Genomic DNA, 17,485 nt, shown 5'->3' with positions numbered 1-17,485 from the left:
TCTCCTTCACAGTTTCACGTTCAGGGTCACGAACAGCTGGCGTCCGAGCGTGTCGTACGTGGCCGGGATCGTGTTATTCGCCGGCAGCTGCGAGGAACCGAGGATCGGCGGATCCTTGTCCAGCACATTGCGCACGCCGCCGGTCAGGTTGACCATGCGGCTGAATTCCCAGCCGGCGGTCAAATCGAGCCAAGTATAGGACTTGATCTTCGGATTCGTCAGCGATTCCAGCGCGGGCGGGTTCGCGGCCAGCGCGTACGAGTCGACCGTCACGGGGCCGGTATAGCGTGCGCGGGCCGACAGCAGCAGCGGTCCCCGCTTCATGCTGACGCGCGTCGTGCCCTTCCAGCGCGGCACCGGCTGGCCGCACGTGCCGCCCCACGTGCCCACGCAGCGGTTCTTCAGCCCGGGCAGGTCCTGGATCGGCGTGAACGTCAGCTCGTTCACGTACGTCCAGTTGGAATCGAGCGTCCACTGGATGCCGTCCCTCGTAAAATTGTAGTGGCCCGCGAGGTCCACGCCGCGCGTCGCGATGCCGCCGATGTTCGCGTTCGTCGTCATCACGTACGTCGGTGCCGCGATCTGGCCCGTGATCGGATCCCGGTTGATCGCGCGGCAGTACCTGCTTTCCGCGTTGCGGATCGTGTTGTAGCACAGGTCGAGCACGGACTGGATGCCGCCGCCGCCGAGGGTCGAGATCGCGTCGTCGACAGTGATGCGGTACCAGTCCACGCTCAGCTGCAGGCCTTTCACGGACGGCGGCATGAACACGGCGCCGACGGTGACGGTGTGCGAGGTTTCCGCCGACAGGTCCGGGTTGCCGCCGACGACCTGCGTGATGAACGGCGACGGTTGGACGGCCGGGTCGAACACGAGGTTCGCGGGCACGCCCGTCGCTTCGCACAGCACGCGCACGGCCTGGGTCTGCTGCGCCAGCGGGGCGCGGCTCGAGCACGGGTCGGTCGCGGTCGGGCCGTTCGTGCCTTGCCCGCCGAACAACTCGCCCACGTTCGGCGCGCGGATCGATTTCTGCTTCTGCGCGCGGAACGTCAGCGCACGGGTGGGCGCCCATTCCGCGCCGATGGAACTGGTCCACACCTTGCCGACCGACGCGACGTCGTAATCGGAGCGGCGGAACGCGCCCGATACCGACAGGCTTTTCGCGAACGGCTTGTCGGCCAGCAGCGGCACGCGCACCTCGCCGTACACTTCCTTCACCGTCGTCGAGCCCTTCGTCGCGCGGGCCGCGTTCCAGCCCGAGACGTCGCCGGACGACAGGAACATGTCCGGGCTGTAGGCGCTGTACGCGTAGCGGCGCTCGAAGCCCGTCGAGAAGTCGATGGCGCCGGCCGGCACGTCCATCAGCGATCCCGCCACGTTACCGGCCAGGACGTTCTGCTCCGCCGTGATCTTCGACTTCGACGCCACCGAGATCGCATTGGCCGACGCCTCCGTCAGGTTCTGGCCGAACGGATTCAGCACGGGCGCCGCGCCGTTCTGCGCCAGGATCGCGTTCTGGAAGCGGCTCAGCGAGATGGAGCCCGCCTGGTCCTGCGTCTCCGTCGTGCGCGCCTTCGTGTAGTACACGTCGTACTTCAGGTCGCGCAGCCAGCGTTCCGACACGTCCGGCAGGCTGCCGCGCAGGCCCAGCGCGATGCGGTAGACCTGGTGGTCCGTGTCCGCCACGCGGCCGCCCAGGTCGGAGAAGCGGCGGTTGTAGTTCAACACGGCGAGACCGTCGCCCGGCGTGGTGGTGAGCGACGACGTGCCATTGGTGACGCGCGTCGTGCCCGTCTCGCGCAGGTCCAGCTGGCGCAGGACTTCCTGCATCTGCGGGCTCAGATACGGGTTGTTCGTATTGAAGAGGAAGTTGCCGCTGGCGCTCGTCGGGCCGATCTGCACGCTCGCGGAATTGCTGCTGAAGTGCGCCTCCATGTAGCCGGTGGCGCGCTCGCTGAAATCGTAGTGGGCGAACGCATTGCTCATCCAGCGCTTCTGCGGCGTCACCATGTACGACAGCGGGCCGAGATCGTACGCGTCGCCCGGCGCCGCGTACGGACGCAACGTCCTGCCGGTCGGGTCGAAGATGGCGCCGAGGGTCGACATGTTCTGCAGCCCGGCCGCGATGAGCGCGGCATTCAGTGCCGGATTCGACGCGGCGGAACCGACGACGGGCAGGTTGCCGATGCGTCCCGTCGGCACGTTCGACGAGCCGCTGAAGATCAGGCCCGGACGCCCGCCCGCCGCCACGCAGGTCTGCCCCGCCGGCACCGCGAGCGGCGTGCCGGGCCGCGTGGACGACCACGACGCCGCCGTCACGCAGCCGTCGCCCAGCGACGGCAGCGCCCAGCCGCCACGTTCGCCGCGCGTGAAGCCGTCGCGGTCCATGTAGTTGACGGAGACGACCACATTGCCCCTGCCCCCGCCGAAATTGCCGCCCACGGTCAGGTCGAGCGAGTCGTTCGGCGTGCGCGTGGGCTGGTCGACACTCCTCTGCGCGTTGATCTCCACGCCTTCGAAATGATCGCGCAGGATGAAGTTGACGACGCCGGAGATGGCGTCCGAGCCGTACACGGCGGACGAGCCGCCCGTCACCGTCTCCACGCGTTTCACGAGCGCCGCCGGGATCGTGTTGACGTCGGTGGTGAAGTCCGGGCCCGTGATGGCGAAGCGGCGGCCGTTCACGAGCACCAGGTTGCGCGTCGGCCCCAGGTTGCGCAGGTTCAGCGTCGACGTGCCGGACGGCTGGCCCGGCTGCACCGTGTTCGCCGTCGGGCTGCTGAGCTGGTTCGCGGTGAATTGCGGCGTATCCGACAGCATCACCTCGAGGTTTTGCGTGCCGGTCAATTTCAGTTCCTGCGCGTCGACCGTCGTCACGGGCGTCGGGGCGAGGAAGCCGCGGCTGGCCAGGCGGGAGCCGGTCACGACGACTTTGTTCTCCTCGGGCTTCGGTGCGTCGGCTTCCTGCGCGTTCGCGTGGCAACCGAGATTTGCCGCGATCAGTAACGCGGACATCGTTGTTGTGTGGTGGGCGCGGGCCCGCTTTTGCTTGCGTCTCGTCTTCATGCCGTTTTTCCTTATGGATTATCGATGGGCGTAAAGATGGTAGACAGCCGCCTCGAACAGGGTCAATCGGCGACCGCTCAGTGGACTGACCGAAAGGAAATCTGGTCAAAAACGTGATCAAAATGGGAAAACAAGGGGAAAGGCAGGCAGTTATCATCGGCTGTCGCATCCCTGGAGACACCATGCCCGCCTTTGCCATCGCCGCCCTGCTGCTGCTTGTGTCGGTCCTGCCCGCGCACGCGGCCGACCGCATCGACCGCCAGGCCCTCGTCACGCGTCATTCTCCGCACCTGACGGCGCCCGATCCGTGGGCGCCGCTCAGCGTCGGCAATGGCCGCTTCTGTTTCACCGCCGACGTCACGGGCCTGCAGACCTTCGCCGACCATTACCGCGCCAACGGCATCGGCCTCGAAACGCAGGCGCGGTGGGCGTGGCACGAAGATCCGAATCCGCACGGGTACAAGCTCGCCGACGCGAACAAGGCCTTCACGGCGCACGGCAAGACCGTGGACTATCCGACGCGGATGGACGTGCCGGCCGCCGCCTGGCTGCGCGAGAATCCGCATCCGCAGCCGCTCGGCCAGCTCGCCATCGCCTACACGCACCGCGACGGCAAACCGCTCGCGCTGGCGGACGTGGGCGCGATCGACCAGCGCCTCGACCTTTGGCGCGGCGTGCTCACGAGCGCGTACACCATCGACGGCGAACGGGTCGTCGTGACGACGGCCGTCGACCCGGAGCGCGACACGCTCGCCGTGCGCATCGAATCGACGCTGCTCGCGCGCGGCCTGGCCGTGCGGTTCGCGCTTCCGCGCGGCTACGTCGGCGGCATCAAGCAGAATCCGCCGCTGGACTGGTCGCAGCCGGCGTCGCACACGACGACGATCGTGACGCGCACGGCCGACACTCTCGTGCTCGCGCATGCGCGCGACGGCTATCGCTACGGCGCGGCGCTGCGTGCTGCGAGCCCCGTGACCATCGCGACACCGGCGCCGCACACGTTCGAACTGCGGCCGAAGTCCGGCCAGGTGCTCGAGTTCACGCTCGCGTATGCGCCGGACAAGCCGGCGCCGGACGCGGCGGACGTCTTCGCACGCAGCGCCGCGCATTGGCCCGCGTTCTGGCGCAGCGGCGGCGCCGTCGATTTCAGCGGCAGCACGGACCCGCGCGCGGCCGAGCTGGAACGGCGCGTCGTGCTGTCGCAATACCTGACGGCGATCCAGGCGGGCGGCGATTTTCCGCCGCAGGAAAGCGGGCTGACGACGTCGACGTGGTACGGCAAGCACCACACGGAGATGATCTGGTGGCACACGGCGCACTTCGCGCTGTGGGGCCGCCCGGCGTACCTGGCGCGGGCGCTGGACTGGTTCCGCGCCACGCTGCCCGCCGCGCGCGCCGTCGCGGCGGCGCGCGGGCTGCAGGGTGCGCGCTGGCCCAAGATGACGAGTCCGCGGGGGCGCGAGAGCCCCGGCGGCAATCCGCTGATCGTGTGGAACCAGCCGCACCCGATCCACCTCGCGGAACTGTTGTACCGCGACGAGCCCACGCCCGCGACGCTCCAGCGTTACCGCGACCTCGTGTTCGCGACGGCCGATGCGATGGCGTCGATGCTCGCGTGGGACGACAGGAACAAACGCTGGGTCCTGGGCCCGCCGCTGTGGATCGCGCAGGAGATCCACGATCCGGCCGCCAGCATGAACCCGGCGTACGAACTGTCGTACTGGTCGACGGCGCTGGACATCGCTCAGGCCTGGCGCACGCGCCTCGGCCTGCCGCGCAACAGCGACTGGGACGAAAAGCGCCGGCACCTGTCCGCCCTCCCGGTCAAGGACGGCAAATACGTCGCGCTCGAATCGGTTCCGGACACGTGGGACGACGTCGCCAGCCGCCAGGACCACCCGTCGTTCCTGATGGCGCTGGGCCAGCTGCCGGGCGCCGGCGTCGACCGCGCCGTCATGGACCGCACGCTGGACGCCGTGCTCGCTCAATGGGACTGGAAGGCGAAGATCTGGGGCTGGGACTATCCGATGATCGCGATGACGGCGGCGCGCCTGGGCCGTCCGGAGACGGCCGTCGACGTGCTGATGAAGACGGGCGTGCCGAACAACGGCTACACGGCGGCCGGGCACAATCCGAACACGGACTTGCCCGTCTACCTGCCCGGCAACGGCGCGCTGCTGGCCGCCGTCGCGATGATGGCGGGCGGCTGGGATGGCGCGCCGGCCGGGGCGGCGCCCGGGTTTCCGCACAACGGGAAGTGGGTCGTGCGGGCGGAAGGGCTGAAGCCGCTGCCCTAAGTTAGCTCAAAAACCGTCGTTCCCGCGCAGGCGGGAATCCAAGTTTTGCTCGCGCCGCGATAACGCGTGCAAATTGGATCCCCGCCAAGGGGGACGCCTAGTCCGGGAACGGCGAATCAGGCCAGCATCGCGCACATGGTCCCGTGCAGCCCCAACTGCGCCCCATCCAACGCAATGCAATCCTGCGCCGGCGGCGTCTCCGGCTCGACAACGATCACCTTCACGCCCGCCTGCTCCAGCCATTGCACGGACAGGTCGGCGACGCCGCTGTCCGTGATCACCGTGTGCACCTGCTTCAGGTTGCACAGGATCAGGCCCGCGCGGCGCGCGAACTTGGAGCTGTCCACCAGCACGACGAGCTTCTCGGCCTGGCCGATCAGGCGCCGTTCGGCGCGGATCAGCAGCGGGTCGGTCTCGACGAGGCCCAGCATCGACAGCCCGGACACGCTCATGAACATCTTCGACGCGTACTGGTCGCCCGTCGCATCGTTGTCGAACGGCGACAGGATGACGTTCTCGTCGCGGTAGACGGTTCCGCCCGGGATCAGCACTTCGTTCTGGCTCGTCGCCAGCAGCCGGTCGGCCATCAGGAACGAGTTGGTCATGATCTTGAGGCTGCGGTCGGCCAGGAAGTCGGCCATCATGAACGTCGTCGTGCCGCCGTTGATGATGATGGTCTCGCCGTCCTCGCACAGCGCGGCCGCGTGGCGGGCGATGGCGTACTTGCGCGCGGCGTTGGCGCGCAGGTTGTCGGCGAAGGTGTCGTTGGCGAGGCCGCCGAGGCGCTTCTTCCGCGGGGTCGTCTCGGCCCCGCCGCGCGTGCGGTGGATGAGGTTGCGGGCGGCGAGCCAGCTGATGTCGCGCCGGATCGTGGACGGCGACGCGTCCAGCGATTCGACCAGCTCGTGCACGGTGGCCGCCCTGCGCTCGTCGAGCAGTTTGAGCAGGCGGTTGCGACGCTTGTTGATCATGGTGTCTCCTTCTCGATATCGAAATCGATCCGGCGTGCGGCGGCCCCGTTGTCGTGGTGGATGGGGATCGACGCGTATCGCGTTCATCGTGCAAGCCGAATCGCCTTGTGCTGCTGCCAAAATATGATAGCGCACAACAATGATGTTAGGGACGCGCGATCGATATCATTTCAGGGCGCAGGGAGACACCCTGATTCGCTCGTTGAGCGATCAGGAAACGGTCAATGTTTCCGCAAACATCGAGCGATCGGATCAGGCTTGACGCAGGCGGCGGATCAGCACGTCGGGGTCGGCGTCGCGCACCAGCAACTCCGCGTGCGCGGGACGCACGAAGCCGGTGCCGACGAGATGGTCGATGAAGGACGCGAGGCCGTCGTAGAAGCCGTTCACGTTGAGGAGGCCGATGGGCTTGGCGTGGATGCCCAGCTGGGCCCACGTGACCATCTCGAACAGTTCTTCCAGCGTGCCCATCCCGCCCGGCATGGCGATGAAGCCTTCGGCCAGGTCGGACATCATCGCCTTCCGTTCGTGCATGTCCTTCACGACGAACAGCCGGGTGAGGCCGGCGTGGCCCACTTCGCGCTCGACGAGGTGCTTCGGGATCACGCCCGTCGCGTCGCCGCCGAGGCGCAGCACTTCGTCGGCGATCACGCCCATCAGGCCCACCTTGCCGCCACCATAGACGAGGCCGATGTTGTGCTCGACGAGGGCGCGCGCCAGGCCGCGGGCGGCGTCGGCATAGACAGGATCGGCGCCCAGCGAGGCGCCGCAATAGACGGCGATGGATTTCATGGCGCTTCTGGTGGCAGTTTGGCGAGGAAGTCGTCGGACAGGCGCTGGAACAGCGCGAGCGTCTCGCCGCGCAGGTAAGGCCCCAGCATCGACAGCACCTGGTAGCAGCCGCGCGCAAGCGCGTCCGCGATGGCCTGCTGCTCGCTGTACTTGCGCGGATTGCGCACGTATTCGTACGACAGCCAGTACGTGGCGACGACGACCATGTTCGTCGCCATGGCGCCGATCTGCGCGTCGCCCGCTTCCAGCGAACCTTCGCTGCGCAGGTCTTCGCACAGCTGGCGCGCGACCTTGATCTTGTGGGCGAGGATCGCCTTGAAGTGCAGTTCCAGCTTGCGGTTGCGCGACAGGAGGTCGTTCAGGTCGCGGTAGAAGAACCGGTACTTCCAGATCAACTCGAACATGAGGTGCAGGTACAGCCACACGTCTTCCATGTTCGAGCGTCGGCCGGCCGGGACGGTCAGCATGCGCTCGATCTCCGCCTCGAACTGGACGAAGATCGAATTCACGATGTCGTCCTTGTTGCGGAAGTGGTAGTACAGGTTCCCCGGCGAGATGTTCATCTCGTCGGCGATCACGGTCGTGGTGATGTTCGGTTCGCCGAATTCGTTGAACAGCCGCAGCGACAGCTCGAGGATGCGTTCGCGGGTTCGGCGCGGGGCTTTCTGTTGCATGGAAACAAGTATGGGTGGACTCACCTGCAAGGATATCATCGACCGGACCCTCAGGCCATGGCCGGCTGCACTTCGCGCAGAACGCGCAACACCTCGGCCAGCACGCGGGGGTTGCTGCCCAGCGCCACGTGGCCCACGCCGCCGAATGCGATGGTGCGCGCGCCCGGAAGGATGCTCGAATCCTGCGGCGCGACGATGTTGTCGTGGTACGTGTAGATGGAGACGATGCGCGCACGGACATCCTGGGTCTCGCCCGCCGCGAGGTCGTGCAGCCACGCGCTGTCCCGCCGCATCTGCGCGGCGTTCTCGCCCAGGCCGAAGTTCGCCAGCACCGTGCCGTGGTGCGGAGTGCCGAGCGTGATCAACCTGGCCACGCGCGCGCTCCCGTATGAGCGCATCCACGCGCGCGCCGCCAGCCCGCCCATGCTGTGGGCGACGATGGCGATCTGCGCGGCGCCCGTCGCGGCGCACAGCGCCTGCGCGCGCGCCTCGATCAGCGGCGCGTAATCGTCGATGCTGCCCGCGACCGGCTCCAGGTCGATGGTGGCGTGGCTGATGCGCTCGCGGTCCAGCAGCGGTTCCAGGTGCGCCCAGAAGCCGCTGTTGCAGCCGTAGCCGTGCACGAGCAGCACCGGCACGCGGCCACTGTCGAGGTGGAGGGACATGCGCGCGCAGCCGCGCGGCACGTGCCAGGACGTGACCAGCATACTGGCCCGGAACTCCTCGGCCAGCATGCGCAGGCGTGCCGCCGGTCCGAGCCGGTACTCGGGCGGCGTGTGGCTCGCCGCGCGCGCCGCCATGACAAAGTTGTTCATGTTGATCGCGAGGCGCACGACGACGACGGCGCCGGCCCCCGCCAGCAGCGCGCCCCACGCCGGGACGCCCCGGTGCAGCAGCGCCCACGCGACCAGCAGCGCCGCGGCCAGCTGCACGAGCAGGACGAGGCGCAGCAGGGTGCGGGCGCTGGCCGGCATGTCTTACGCCTGCGGCCGCGCGGCCGGCCGGCCCGTGAGGGATTGCGCCAGGTCGCTGGCGAGGCGTGCCGTGATGCCGTAGATCGACAGCTGGGGATTGGCGCCGATCGACGTCGGGAACAGCGAGCCGTCGTGCACGGACACGTTGGCCAGGCCGCGGTAACGGCCATCGGGCCCCGTGACACCATCGCGGTCCGCCATCGCGCAGCCGCCCATCACGTGCGCCGACACGACGCGCGTCAGGTGGCGCTCGAACGGCAGCGCGGCGATGCCGGCCTTCGCCTCGTTCCAGCCGGCGTAGCGCGGCGCCCGTTCGTGCGCGACCTGCACGCCGCTGGCGCCGGCCGCGAACTGGATCTCGGCCATCGTCAGCAGGGCGCGGCGGGCGCCGTCCCACAGCGGATCGTTGAGCGGATAGTCGAGGAGCGGAGATCCATCCCCGTTCAGGCCCACGGTGCCGCCCTGCGACTCGGGATGAAAGCCGTCGCGCAGCAGCGCCAGCATCCCCTGCAGGTGCGGGAAGTGGCGCATCATCTCGGCGTGCTCGCGGCCGAAGCCCTGCATCGTCGTCGCCAGCAGCACGGGGTGCAGCGGCGGCGCTTCCAGCTTGAAGCCGAGCGGGCCGTCGATCGCCTGGGTGTGCAGGAAGTGGTCCGAATAGACCGTCTGCGGCGCGCCCGCGTAGCCGTCCACGCGCTGCGGGAACAGCGCCGCCGACACGAGCGTGGGATGCAGGAACGTGCGCTTGCCCAGCTTTCCGCTCGGGTCGGGCGCCTTCGAGCGCAGCAGCAGCGCGGGCGTGTTGATCGCGCCGCCCGCGAGCACGTAGTGGCGGGCGCGCAGGCGCAGGCGGCGTCCGGTGGCGTGCCGGCCGCTCGCGTCGAGCAGCGTGCAATCGAGGCCGGCGGCCTGGTCGCCCTTGATTACCAGGCGTTCGGCGCGGGCGCGCGTGACGAGGATTGCGCCGTGGTCCAGCGCGGACGGGATCGTCGTCACGAGCATCGACTGCTTCGCGTTCGTCGGACAGCCCATGCCGCAATAGCCGAGGTTCCAGCAGCCGTTGACGTTGCGGCGGATGAGGCCCGTCGGGATGCCGAGCTTCTCCGCGCCGCGCCGCAGCAGGTCGTTGTTCTCGTTCGGCGCGCCGGGCCAGTCGGCCACGTGCAGCCGCGCTTCCATCAATGCGAACCACGGCGCCAGCCCGGCCTCGCTGTACGTCGACAGGCCGAAGCGCTGCTGCCAGAACGCGAGCGTCGCCGGCGGCGTGCGGAAGCTCGACGTCCAGTTCACCGTCGTCGACCCGCCCACCGTGCGGCCCTGCAGGATGTTGATGCCCTTGTCGCGCGTCTTGCGGGCGGCCGATTCCTGGTACAGCGCCGGGTAGGCGTCCGCCTCGCGCATCCTGAAGTCGCTCGATGACTTGAGTGCGCCCTCCTCCACGACGATCACGGACAGGCCGGACAGCGCGAGGATCTCCGCCGTCACGCCGCCGCCGGCGCCGCTGCCGACGATGACGACGTCGGCGTCCAGCGCGCGGTCTTTTTCCTCGCGCGCGCCGTCGATGACCTTCCAGCCGCGCGCGAGGCCGGCCACGATGGGATCGGGAATCGCGCTCATGCCAGCTCCTTCAGCGGGCCGGGATAGCCGATGGCGTCCCAGTGCGCGGGCTCGCTGTACCAGGCGCCCAGCACGAGGTCGTGCAGCGCCGCGTACGCCGTGCGCAGCAGCGACAGGCGGTGCAGGCGCCAGTCCTGCAGGAACGCGGCGACGTCCGCCTCCTTCGCGGCGGCCCAGCCGTCCGGGATGCCCGTCAGCAGGCGCCGCGCCGGACCGAGCGCGAGCAGCCCGAACAGGTCCTGTACTTCCTGCTGGGCCGGCAGCGGCAGGCCGAGGATGGTCTGGTGCACGCGCGCCGTCGTCGCGGCGCTGGCACGGGCCCGGTCGGCGGGGGCGTCCGGCAAGGCCCCGGACAGGATCGCGGCGACGATGGCGTCGAGCGCGGCGCGCGCCTCGCCGTCGAGCACGAAGCCGCGCGGGGGTGCCGGATGCGTGTGCCGGTACCAGCCGCCGGCGGCCAGGACCGCCGCCGACAGCAGGCCGGCCTTCAGGAAGGTTCTGCGGGTTGTCTCCATGCCTACCCTTTGTATGTGTTTTTTCAAAGTGTAAGCGAAAGAACAGGTCAGGCGACCAATTCGGACTAGAGCAAGCCGTCTAGGAGTCCCGCCCCGTGGATTTCATCACCTGGCGGGCGATGCCGCGCAGGATGTTGACTTCTTCCGTCTCCAGCTGCGTGCGCGCGAACAGGCGCTTCAGGCGCGGCATCAGCTTTTTCGGGTTGCTCGCGTTGAGGAAGCCGATCGCGACCAGTGCTTCTTCGAGATGGGCGTACATGCCCTCGATCTGCGCGACGCTCGCCGCCTCGCCGTGGAAGCCGATGCCTTCCTGCGTGCGGCTCAGTCGAGCATTATCGCCCTGCGCGGCCAGCCGGCATTCGTACGCGAGCACCTGCGCGGCCTGGGACAGGTTCAGGGACGAATACTCCGGATTGGCCGGAATGTTGATCAGGACGTTGCACTGCTCGACGATCTGGTTCGGCAGGCCGAAGCGCTCGTTGCCGAGGATGAGCGCTGGCTGCAGGTCTTGCGCCCCTGCCGCGTGCGCGGAAAATTCGCGCGGCGTCCATACAGGCGGCGAGAACTCGCGCAGGCGGGCCGACACGGCCGCCGCGAAATTGCAGCCGTCCAGCGCCTCGGCGATGGAATCGACGATCCGCGCGCCCTGGAGCACGTCGAGGGCGCCGCTGGCGAAGGCGACCGCTTCCGGGTCGTGCAACGGGTCGTTGCAACGCGGGGCGACGAGCACGAGGTCGGAAAATCCCATCGTCTTCATGGCGCGCGCCACCGAGCCGACGTTGCCGGCGCGGCTCGTCTCCACCAGCACGAAGCGTAGACGTTTGAAAAGAGAAGAGACAGTTTCGGTCGGGTTCATTTAAAATAACGCCATCGCGCGGTGACGGGCGTTGAAATGCGGGCAAGAAGCTCGCGATTTTAACGGCTTCGGCACCGCTTTGCTCTTTAATTATTTCTCGTTCAGATCGTTCACGGCGCCCTTGCGCGGTGGGCGTCAGCATTTTTTTACGGAAGCCCTCTATGCATCCCATGCTCAACACGGCCATCAAGGCCGCCCGCCGCGCCGCGACCGTCATCAACCGCGCATCGTTCGACCTCGACCGCATCACCGTCAGCGAAAAGAGCCACAACAACTTCGTCACCGACATCGACCAGGCGTCGGAACAGGCCATCGTCGAAACCTTGCTGAAAGCCTACCCCGACCACGCCATCCTCGGCGAAGAATCGGGCCCCACCGCGAACCTGAACGACGACAGCGAGTACGTCTGGATCATCGATCCGATCGACGGCACCACCAACTTCCTCCACGGCTACCCGAACTACTGCATCTCGATCGCACTGCAACAGCGCGGCGTGATCACGCAGGCCGTCATCTACGACCCGGTCCGCAACGACCTGTTCACCGCCACCAAGGGCGCCGGCGCCTACCTGAACGACAAGCGCATCCGCGTACGCAATCCGGACCGCATCAACAAGGCCCTGATCGGCTCCGGCCACGGCGCCGAGCCGCGCGACCTGGCCGAATACCTGCGCATGTACGAAGTGGTCGCCCCGCGCTGCCACGGCCTGCGCTCGAGCGGCTCGGCCGCGCTGGAACTCGCCAACGTGGCCGCCGGCCGCGTCGACGGCTACTTCGAAAAGAACCTGAAAATCTGGGACATCGCCGCCGGTTCGCTGCTCGTGACCGAAGCGGGCGGCATCGTCGGCGAGTTCGACGGCGAGTCGGAATACCTGAACAAGGGCGACATCATCGCCGCCGGCCCGAAGGTCTTCGCCGGCATGGTCGCGCTGCTGAAGCCCTTCGCCTGAGCGGCCTCCCGCCGTTTCGCGTAAAATACGCCCTGTGTAAGTCCGGGGAATGCCGCGGGCCTTGCTGGCCGCGCGGCTTTCCCGCCGCAGGCGGCGTTGTCGGCCTGTCAAGATTGCCTCCGGCACCCACGAGGTGCCGCGCCCCCGCTTCCACCGGTCCTGTCATAAACGACACAGGCCGCGCTAAAATTTCCATAGCGAAACATATTTAACTATAATGTCGCGTGATCGTTGACGTTTGTCATCACGTTCGCGTCTTGGCGCCCGGCACCAGTACCGGCCGCCCTGAGTGTGTAAACCGATCGGCTGGACTGGCGTTTCCGTGGGAACACGAGAAACGACGGGCCGATCCCTACCAGATAACTATGTCATTCAATACTCTCGGTCTGTCCGACGCCATCGTGCGCGCCGTCACTGAAGCGGGCTATACCGCACCGACTCCGATCCAGGCCAAGGCGATCCCCGCCGTGATGAAAGGTGGCGACCTGCTGGCAGGCGCCCAGACCGGCACCGGCAAGACCGCCGGCTTCACGCTGCCCGTGCTGCACCGCCTGTCGACCGACAAATTCGGCGCCGCGCTGACCAGCAAGACGTCCAAGCGCCCGATCCGTGCCCTCGTGCTCGCCCCGACCCGCGAACTCGCGGCCCAGGTCGAGGAAAACGTGCGCATGTATGCCAAGCACACGAACCTGAACTCCGCCGTGATCTTCGGCGGCGTCGGCATCCACCCGCAAATCAAGCTGCTGGCGAACGGCGTCGACATCCTCGTCGCCACGCCGGGCCGCCTGCTCGACCACGTGGCCCAGGGCACGATCAAGCTCGACAAGATCGAGATCCTGATCCTGGACGAGGCCGACCGCATGCTGGACATGGGCTTCATCCACGACATCCGCAAAGTACTGGCCGTGCTGCCGCCGAAGCGCCAGAACCTGCTGTTCTCGGCCACGTTCTCGGACGAGATCAAGGGCCTGGCCGACCGCCTGCTGGACAACCCCGCCATGATCGAGGTCGCGCCGCGCAACTCGACCGTCGAAGTCATCGCCCAGAAGATCCACCCGGTCGACCGCGACAAGAAGCACCCGATGCTGGCGCACCTGATCAAGACGCACGGCTGGAAACAGGTGCTCGTGTTCACCCGCACCAAGCACGGCGCCAACAAACTCGTCGAGCAGTTGGGCAAGGACGGCATCGGCGCGATGGCGATCCACGGCAACAAGAGCCAGTCGGCACGCACCAAGGCGCTGGCCGAGTTCAAGGACGGCAGCCTGACGGCGCTCGTCGCCACCGACATCGCGGCGCGCGGCATCGACATCGACCAGCTGCCGCACGTTGTGAACTACGACCTGCCGAACGTGCCGGAAGACTACGTGCACCGCATTGGCCGCACGGGCCGCGCCGGCGCCACCGGTGAAGCGGTGTCGCTCGTCTGCGTCGACGAGCACCAGATGCTGAAGGACATCGAAAAGCTGATCAAGCAGACGCTGCCCCGCCAGGTGATCGCGGGCTTCGAGCCGGATCCGACGGCGAAGCCGCAACCGATCCAGCTGCGCAGCGGCGTGGCGGGCCATCCGAACCGCGGCCGCCCGGGCGGCAACCGTGGCGCCGGCAATGGCGCGGGCGGTGCGCGCGCACAGGGCGCGGGCCAACGCAATGGCGGCAACGGCGGCAATGGTGGCAACAGCGGCGGCGGCGCACGCACCGGCCAGCCGGGCAACCGCAACGGCGGCAACGGCGGCGGTCGCAGCCAGGGCCGCGGCCCGCGTCCGGCATCCGCAGCGCGTTCGGGCGGCGAACGCTAACACTTAGCACTGCTCACCAACAAAGACCGGGACCAGCTCCCGGTCTTTTTTTACCCAAAACAAAAGCCCAAATTCGGGGTCAGAGCACTTTTTCGATCAATGTCCGGCAAGCCAAGAATTCGAGCGGTTCGCCCGTTGCGCCCATGAGTAAATCGGCGTCAGCCGGCAGAACTTGCTTCGAAGATCATCCACCAAAATGAGCTCTGACCCCGAAGTTGCAAAAAATTTGGACCTGACCCCGAATTTATTTGTGCACTCAAGTACTTGCCAATGGTCGACATTCTCCATATACTTGACGAATCAAGTAACCATTAAGTACCAGGAGTCATCATGTCCGACAGCCTCACCACCGAATTCTGCCTGCGCCTCGCGCGGGCCTGGGCGACGCTCGCGCGCCGGCTCGACAGCGCCCTCGGCGGCCATCACGGCATCAGCTTTGCCGATTATCAGTTGCTGCTGCACTTGCAGCGCGCACCGGGCGGGCGTTTGCGCCGTGTCGACCTGGCCGACCGGTTGGGACTGACCGCGTCCGGCGTCACGCGTTCCCTGCTGCCGCTGGAAAAGATCGGCCTCGTCACGCGCCAGAGCGACCCGCGCGACGCCCGCGTCGGCTACGCGCTGATCACGCCGACGGGCGACGAACTGGTGACGAACGCGACGACCGTCGTCGACAACATCAGCCGCGCCATGCTGGGCGCACCGTCCGGCGACCAGTTGCGCGCGACGTCCGACCTGCTCGCGCAGCTCGCCGGCATCCAGCGCTGATCCGCCTTCGTACCACCAACACGATGGCGTGCCGGCCAGGCCCGCGCACGCCCGAAAAACGACAAGGAGACGAGCATGCAAGACGCACCGAACCCGCGCACCGCCCTGCTGCACGACCGGAATTTCACCTGGCTGATGAGCGGCGGCGTCATCTCCACCCTCGGCGACCAGTTCACGCTGATCGCCCTGCCCTGGCTCGTGCTCAAGCTGACGGGCGATGCCGTCGCGCTGGGCATGGCCGTCGCGCTGATGGGCATTCCGCGCGCCATCCTGATCCTGTTCGGCGGCGCGCTCGTCGACCGCCACTCGCCCAAGCGCATCCTGATGCTCACCAAGCACGTCAACACGGTGCTGCTGGCGGTGCTCGCGGTCCTCGTCTACACCGGCCAGGCGCACCTGCCCGTCGTGCTCGCGCTGGCGCTGGGCCTGTCGCTCGCATCGGCGTTCAGCATTCCGGCCGGCACGTCGATGCTGCCGCACGCCGTCGCCCCGCAGCACCTGCAGGCCGCGAATGGGATGATGATGGGACTGCGCCAGATCACGATGCTGGCCGGGCCGCTGCTGGCGGGCCTGTTGTTCGCGCTGGCCGGCGACGGCAGCGACGGTCCGCAGCACATGCGCGGCCTGGCGCTCGCGTTCGGCTTCGACTGCATCAGTTTCGCCCTGTCCGCCTGGACGCTCGCCAAGGTCCAGCCGCGCCCGTTCGCGCCGGCCGCCAGGCAGCCGGTGTTGAAGTCCGTGGCCGACGGTCTCGCGGCCGTGTGGCGCGACACCATGATGCGCACGTGCTTCATCTACTGGGGCCTGTGCGCCTGCGTGATCGGCGGCGTGATGCAGGTCGCGCTGCCGCTGCTGGCGAGCAGCCGCCTGCACGGTGCGTCCGCGCTGGGTCTGTTGATGGGTGCGCATGGCGCCGGCGCGCTGCTGGGCATGGCTGCGAGTGGCATCGCCGGGAAACGGCGTGCGGGCAACCTCGGCATGACCCTGCTGCTGATCGACGGCATCGCCGGCGTCCTGCTGATGCCGCTGGGCCTGGTCACCGCCAGTTGGCAGGGCATGTTGATCAACGTCGCCATCGGCGTGCTGGGCGGGTTCGTGCAGGTCGCCGTGTTCACGTGGATCCAGCAGCGCGTGCCGCGCGAACTGCTGGGCCGGACGATGAGCCTGTTCATGTTCATCTTCATGGGCCTGGCGCCGCTGGCGGCCGTCGCGGCCGGCTGGATCGCCAGCCGCGTCTCCCTGGCGACCCTGTTCGGCGGCTCTGGCCTGTTCCTCGTGGGCGCCGCGCTGCTGGCCTGGCTGTTCACGCCGATGCGCGCGCTGCGCGCTGCGCCGGCCGGCACGATGGTTTAGGATAGCGGGTTGTTTCACCGCCAAGAGGAATTCGCATGCCCCGCTTCGCCGCCAACCTGAGCCTGATGTTCAACGAGCTCGGCTTCCTGGAACGCTTTGCCGCCGCCCGCGCGGCCGGTTTCGACGGCGTCGAGTTCCTGTTTCCTTACGCCTTCGAGGCGGAGCAGATCGCCGGCCGCCTGCAACGCTACCAGCTGGAACTGGCGCTGCATAATTTTCCGGCCGGCGACTGGGCGGCGGGCGAGCGGGGCATGGCCTGCGACCCGCGCCGCGTGGGCGAATTCCAGGACACCGTCGAGCTGGCGCTGGAATACGCGCTCGACCTGGGCGTGAAGCGCCTGCACTGCCTGGCGGGCAAGCTGCCGCCGAACGTCGCCCCCGAGCGCGCGCACGCGACGTTCGTCGACAACCTGCGCTTCGCCGCCGCCGCGCTGGCCCCGCACGGCATCGACCTGCTGATCGAGCCGATCAACGACCGCGACATCCCCGGCTATTTCCTCACGAAGAGTGCGCAGGCCGCCGCCATCATCGCGGAAGCCGCCGCGCCGAACCTGTTCCTGCAATACGACATCTATCACATGCAGCGCATGGAGGGCGACCTCGCCAATACGCTGCGCGAACGCATGCCGCTGATCCGCCACATCCAGCTGGCCGACGTGCCGGGCCGCCATGAGCCGGGCACCGGCGAGATCAATTTCCCCTTCCTGTTCCGCACGCTCGACGCGCTGGGCTACGACGGCTGGGTCGGCTGCGAATACATCCCGCTGGGCGATACCGTGGCCGGCCTGGGTTGGCGCACGGCCTTGACTTGAGCATTGGCAATAACAGCATCCGCCAGTTTGAAAGAATGAGGGCT

General features: G+C 67.8%; 14 protein-coding genes. 6 read left to right on the top strand and 8 right to left on the bottom strand.

Going from position 1 to position 17,485, the window contains the following annotated elements; all coding sequences use genetic code 11:
• Positions 1 to 6: 6 nt before the first annotated feature.
• Complete coding sequence (locus QPK29_RS14475) at positions 7 to 3,066, bottom strand: TonB-dependent receptor domain-containing protein (protein ID WP_371769982.1); 3,060 nt, start codon at positions 3,064 to 3,066, stop codon at positions 7 to 9.
• A 182-nt stretch (positions 3,067 to 3,248) separates the two neighbouring features.
• Between QPK29_RS14475 and QPK29_RS14470 the strand changes: the two genes are divergently transcribed.
• Positions 3,249 to 5,363 (top strand): hypothetical protein, encoded by a 2,115-nt coding sequence (locus QPK29_RS14470; protein ID WP_371769983.1) that lies wholly within the window; start codon positions 3,249 to 3,251, stop codon positions 5,361 to 5,363.
• Between the two features lie 116 nt (positions 5,364 to 5,479).
• On the opposite strand, the gene QPK29_RS14465 is transcribed toward QPK29_RS14470, so the two are convergent.
• The 7 genes from QPK29_RS14465 to QPK29_RS14435 form a co-directional block, all read right to left on the bottom strand.
• Positions 5,480 to 6,334: a DeoR/GlpR family DNA-binding transcription regulator gene (locus QPK29_RS14465; RefSeq protein ID WP_371769984.1), complete on the bottom strand. Its 855-nt coding sequence runs from the start codon at positions 6,332 to 6,334 to the stop codon at positions 5,480 to 5,482.
• A 252-nt stretch (positions 6,335 to 6,586) separates the two neighbouring features.
• Positions 6,587 to 7,126, bottom strand: coding sequence for an LOG family protein (locus QPK29_RS14460; RefSeq protein WP_056127549.1), 540 nt, complete (start codon positions 7,124 to 7,126; stop codon positions 6,587 to 6,589).
• Complete coding sequence (locus tag QPK29_RS14455) at positions 7,123 to 7,800, bottom strand: TetR/AcrR family transcriptional regulator (RefSeq protein WP_056127546.1); 678 nt, start codon at positions 7,798 to 7,800, stop codon at positions 7,123 to 7,125. Before QPK29_RS14455 ends, QPK29_RS14460 begins: the two co-directional genes overlap by 4 nt.
• A gap of 50 nt (positions 7,801 to 7,850) precedes the next feature.
• On the bottom strand, positions 7,851 to 8,774 hold the full coding sequence (locus QPK29_RS14450; RefSeq protein WP_371769985.1) for a lipase family alpha/beta hydrolase: 924 nt from the start codon (positions 8,772 to 8,774) through the stop codon (positions 7,851 to 7,853).
• 3 nt (positions 8,775 to 8,777) lie between these two features.
• Positions 8,778 to 10,391: a GMC family oxidoreductase gene (locus QPK29_RS14445; RefSeq protein ID WP_371769986.1), complete on the bottom strand. Its 1,614-nt coding sequence runs from the start codon at positions 10,389 to 10,391 to the stop codon at positions 8,778 to 8,780.
• Complete coding sequence (locus QPK29_RS14440) at positions 10,388 to 10,906, bottom strand: twin-arginine translocation signal domain-containing protein (RefSeq protein WP_371769987.1); 519 nt, start codon at positions 10,904 to 10,906, stop codon at positions 10,388 to 10,390. Before QPK29_RS14440 ends, QPK29_RS14445 begins: the two co-directional genes overlap by 4 nt.
• Positions 10,907 to 10,985: 79 nt before the next feature.
• The gene (locus tag QPK29_RS14435; protein ID WP_371769988.1) at positions 10,986 to 11,762 is read right to left on the bottom strand and encodes an RNA methyltransferase; all 777 of its coding nucleotides are present in this window, start codon (positions 11,760 to 11,762) and stop codon (positions 10,986 to 10,988) included.
• A 170-nt stretch (positions 11,763 to 11,932) separates the two neighbouring features.
• Between QPK29_RS14435 and QPK29_RS14430 the strand changes: the two genes are divergently transcribed.
• From QPK29_RS14430 to otnI, 5 genes are all read left to right on the top strand, one after another.
• Positions 11,933 to 12,712, top strand: coding sequence for an inositol monophosphatase family protein (locus QPK29_RS14430; RefSeq protein ID WP_056128404.1), 780 nt, complete (start codon positions 11,933 to 11,935; stop codon positions 12,710 to 12,712).
• A 365-nt stretch (positions 12,713 to 13,077) separates the two neighbouring features.
• Positions 13,078 to 14,511 carry a DEAD/DEAH box helicase gene (locus QPK29_RS14425; RefSeq protein WP_371769989.1) on the top strand — a complete coding sequence of 478 codons (1,434 nt, stop codon included), beginning with the start codon at positions 13,078 to 13,080 and terminating at the stop codon, positions 14,509 to 14,511.
• A gap of 330 nt (positions 14,512 to 14,841) precedes the next feature.
• On the top strand, positions 14,842 to 15,276 hold the full coding sequence (locus tag QPK29_RS14420) for a MarR family winged helix-turn-helix transcriptional regulator (RefSeq protein WP_056127527.1): 435 nt from the start codon (positions 14,842 to 14,844) through the stop codon (positions 15,274 to 15,276).
• Positions 15,277 to 15,351: 75 nt separating this feature from the next.
• Positions 15,352 to 16,629, top strand: coding sequence for an MFS transporter (locus tag QPK29_RS14415; RefSeq protein ID WP_371769990.1), 1,278 nt, complete (start codon positions 15,352 to 15,354; stop codon positions 16,627 to 16,629).
• A 35-nt stretch (positions 16,630 to 16,664) separates the two neighbouring features.
• Positions 16,665 to 17,441, top strand: a complete 777-nt coding sequence (gene otnI, locus QPK29_RS14410) for a 2-oxo-tetronate isomerase (protein WP_371766198.1) — start codon at positions 16,665 to 16,667, stop codon at positions 17,439 to 17,441.
• Positions 17,442 to 17,485: the final 44 nt, after the last annotated feature.

Source organism: Massilia orientalis, from assembly GCF_030411975.2.
GTDB lineage: Bacteria > Pseudomonadota > Gammaproteobacteria > Burkholderiales > Burkholderiaceae_D > Telluria > Telluria orientalis.
Note: the sequence above shows the minus strand (reverse complement) of the source record. Positions and strands in the feature narration are given on the sequence as shown.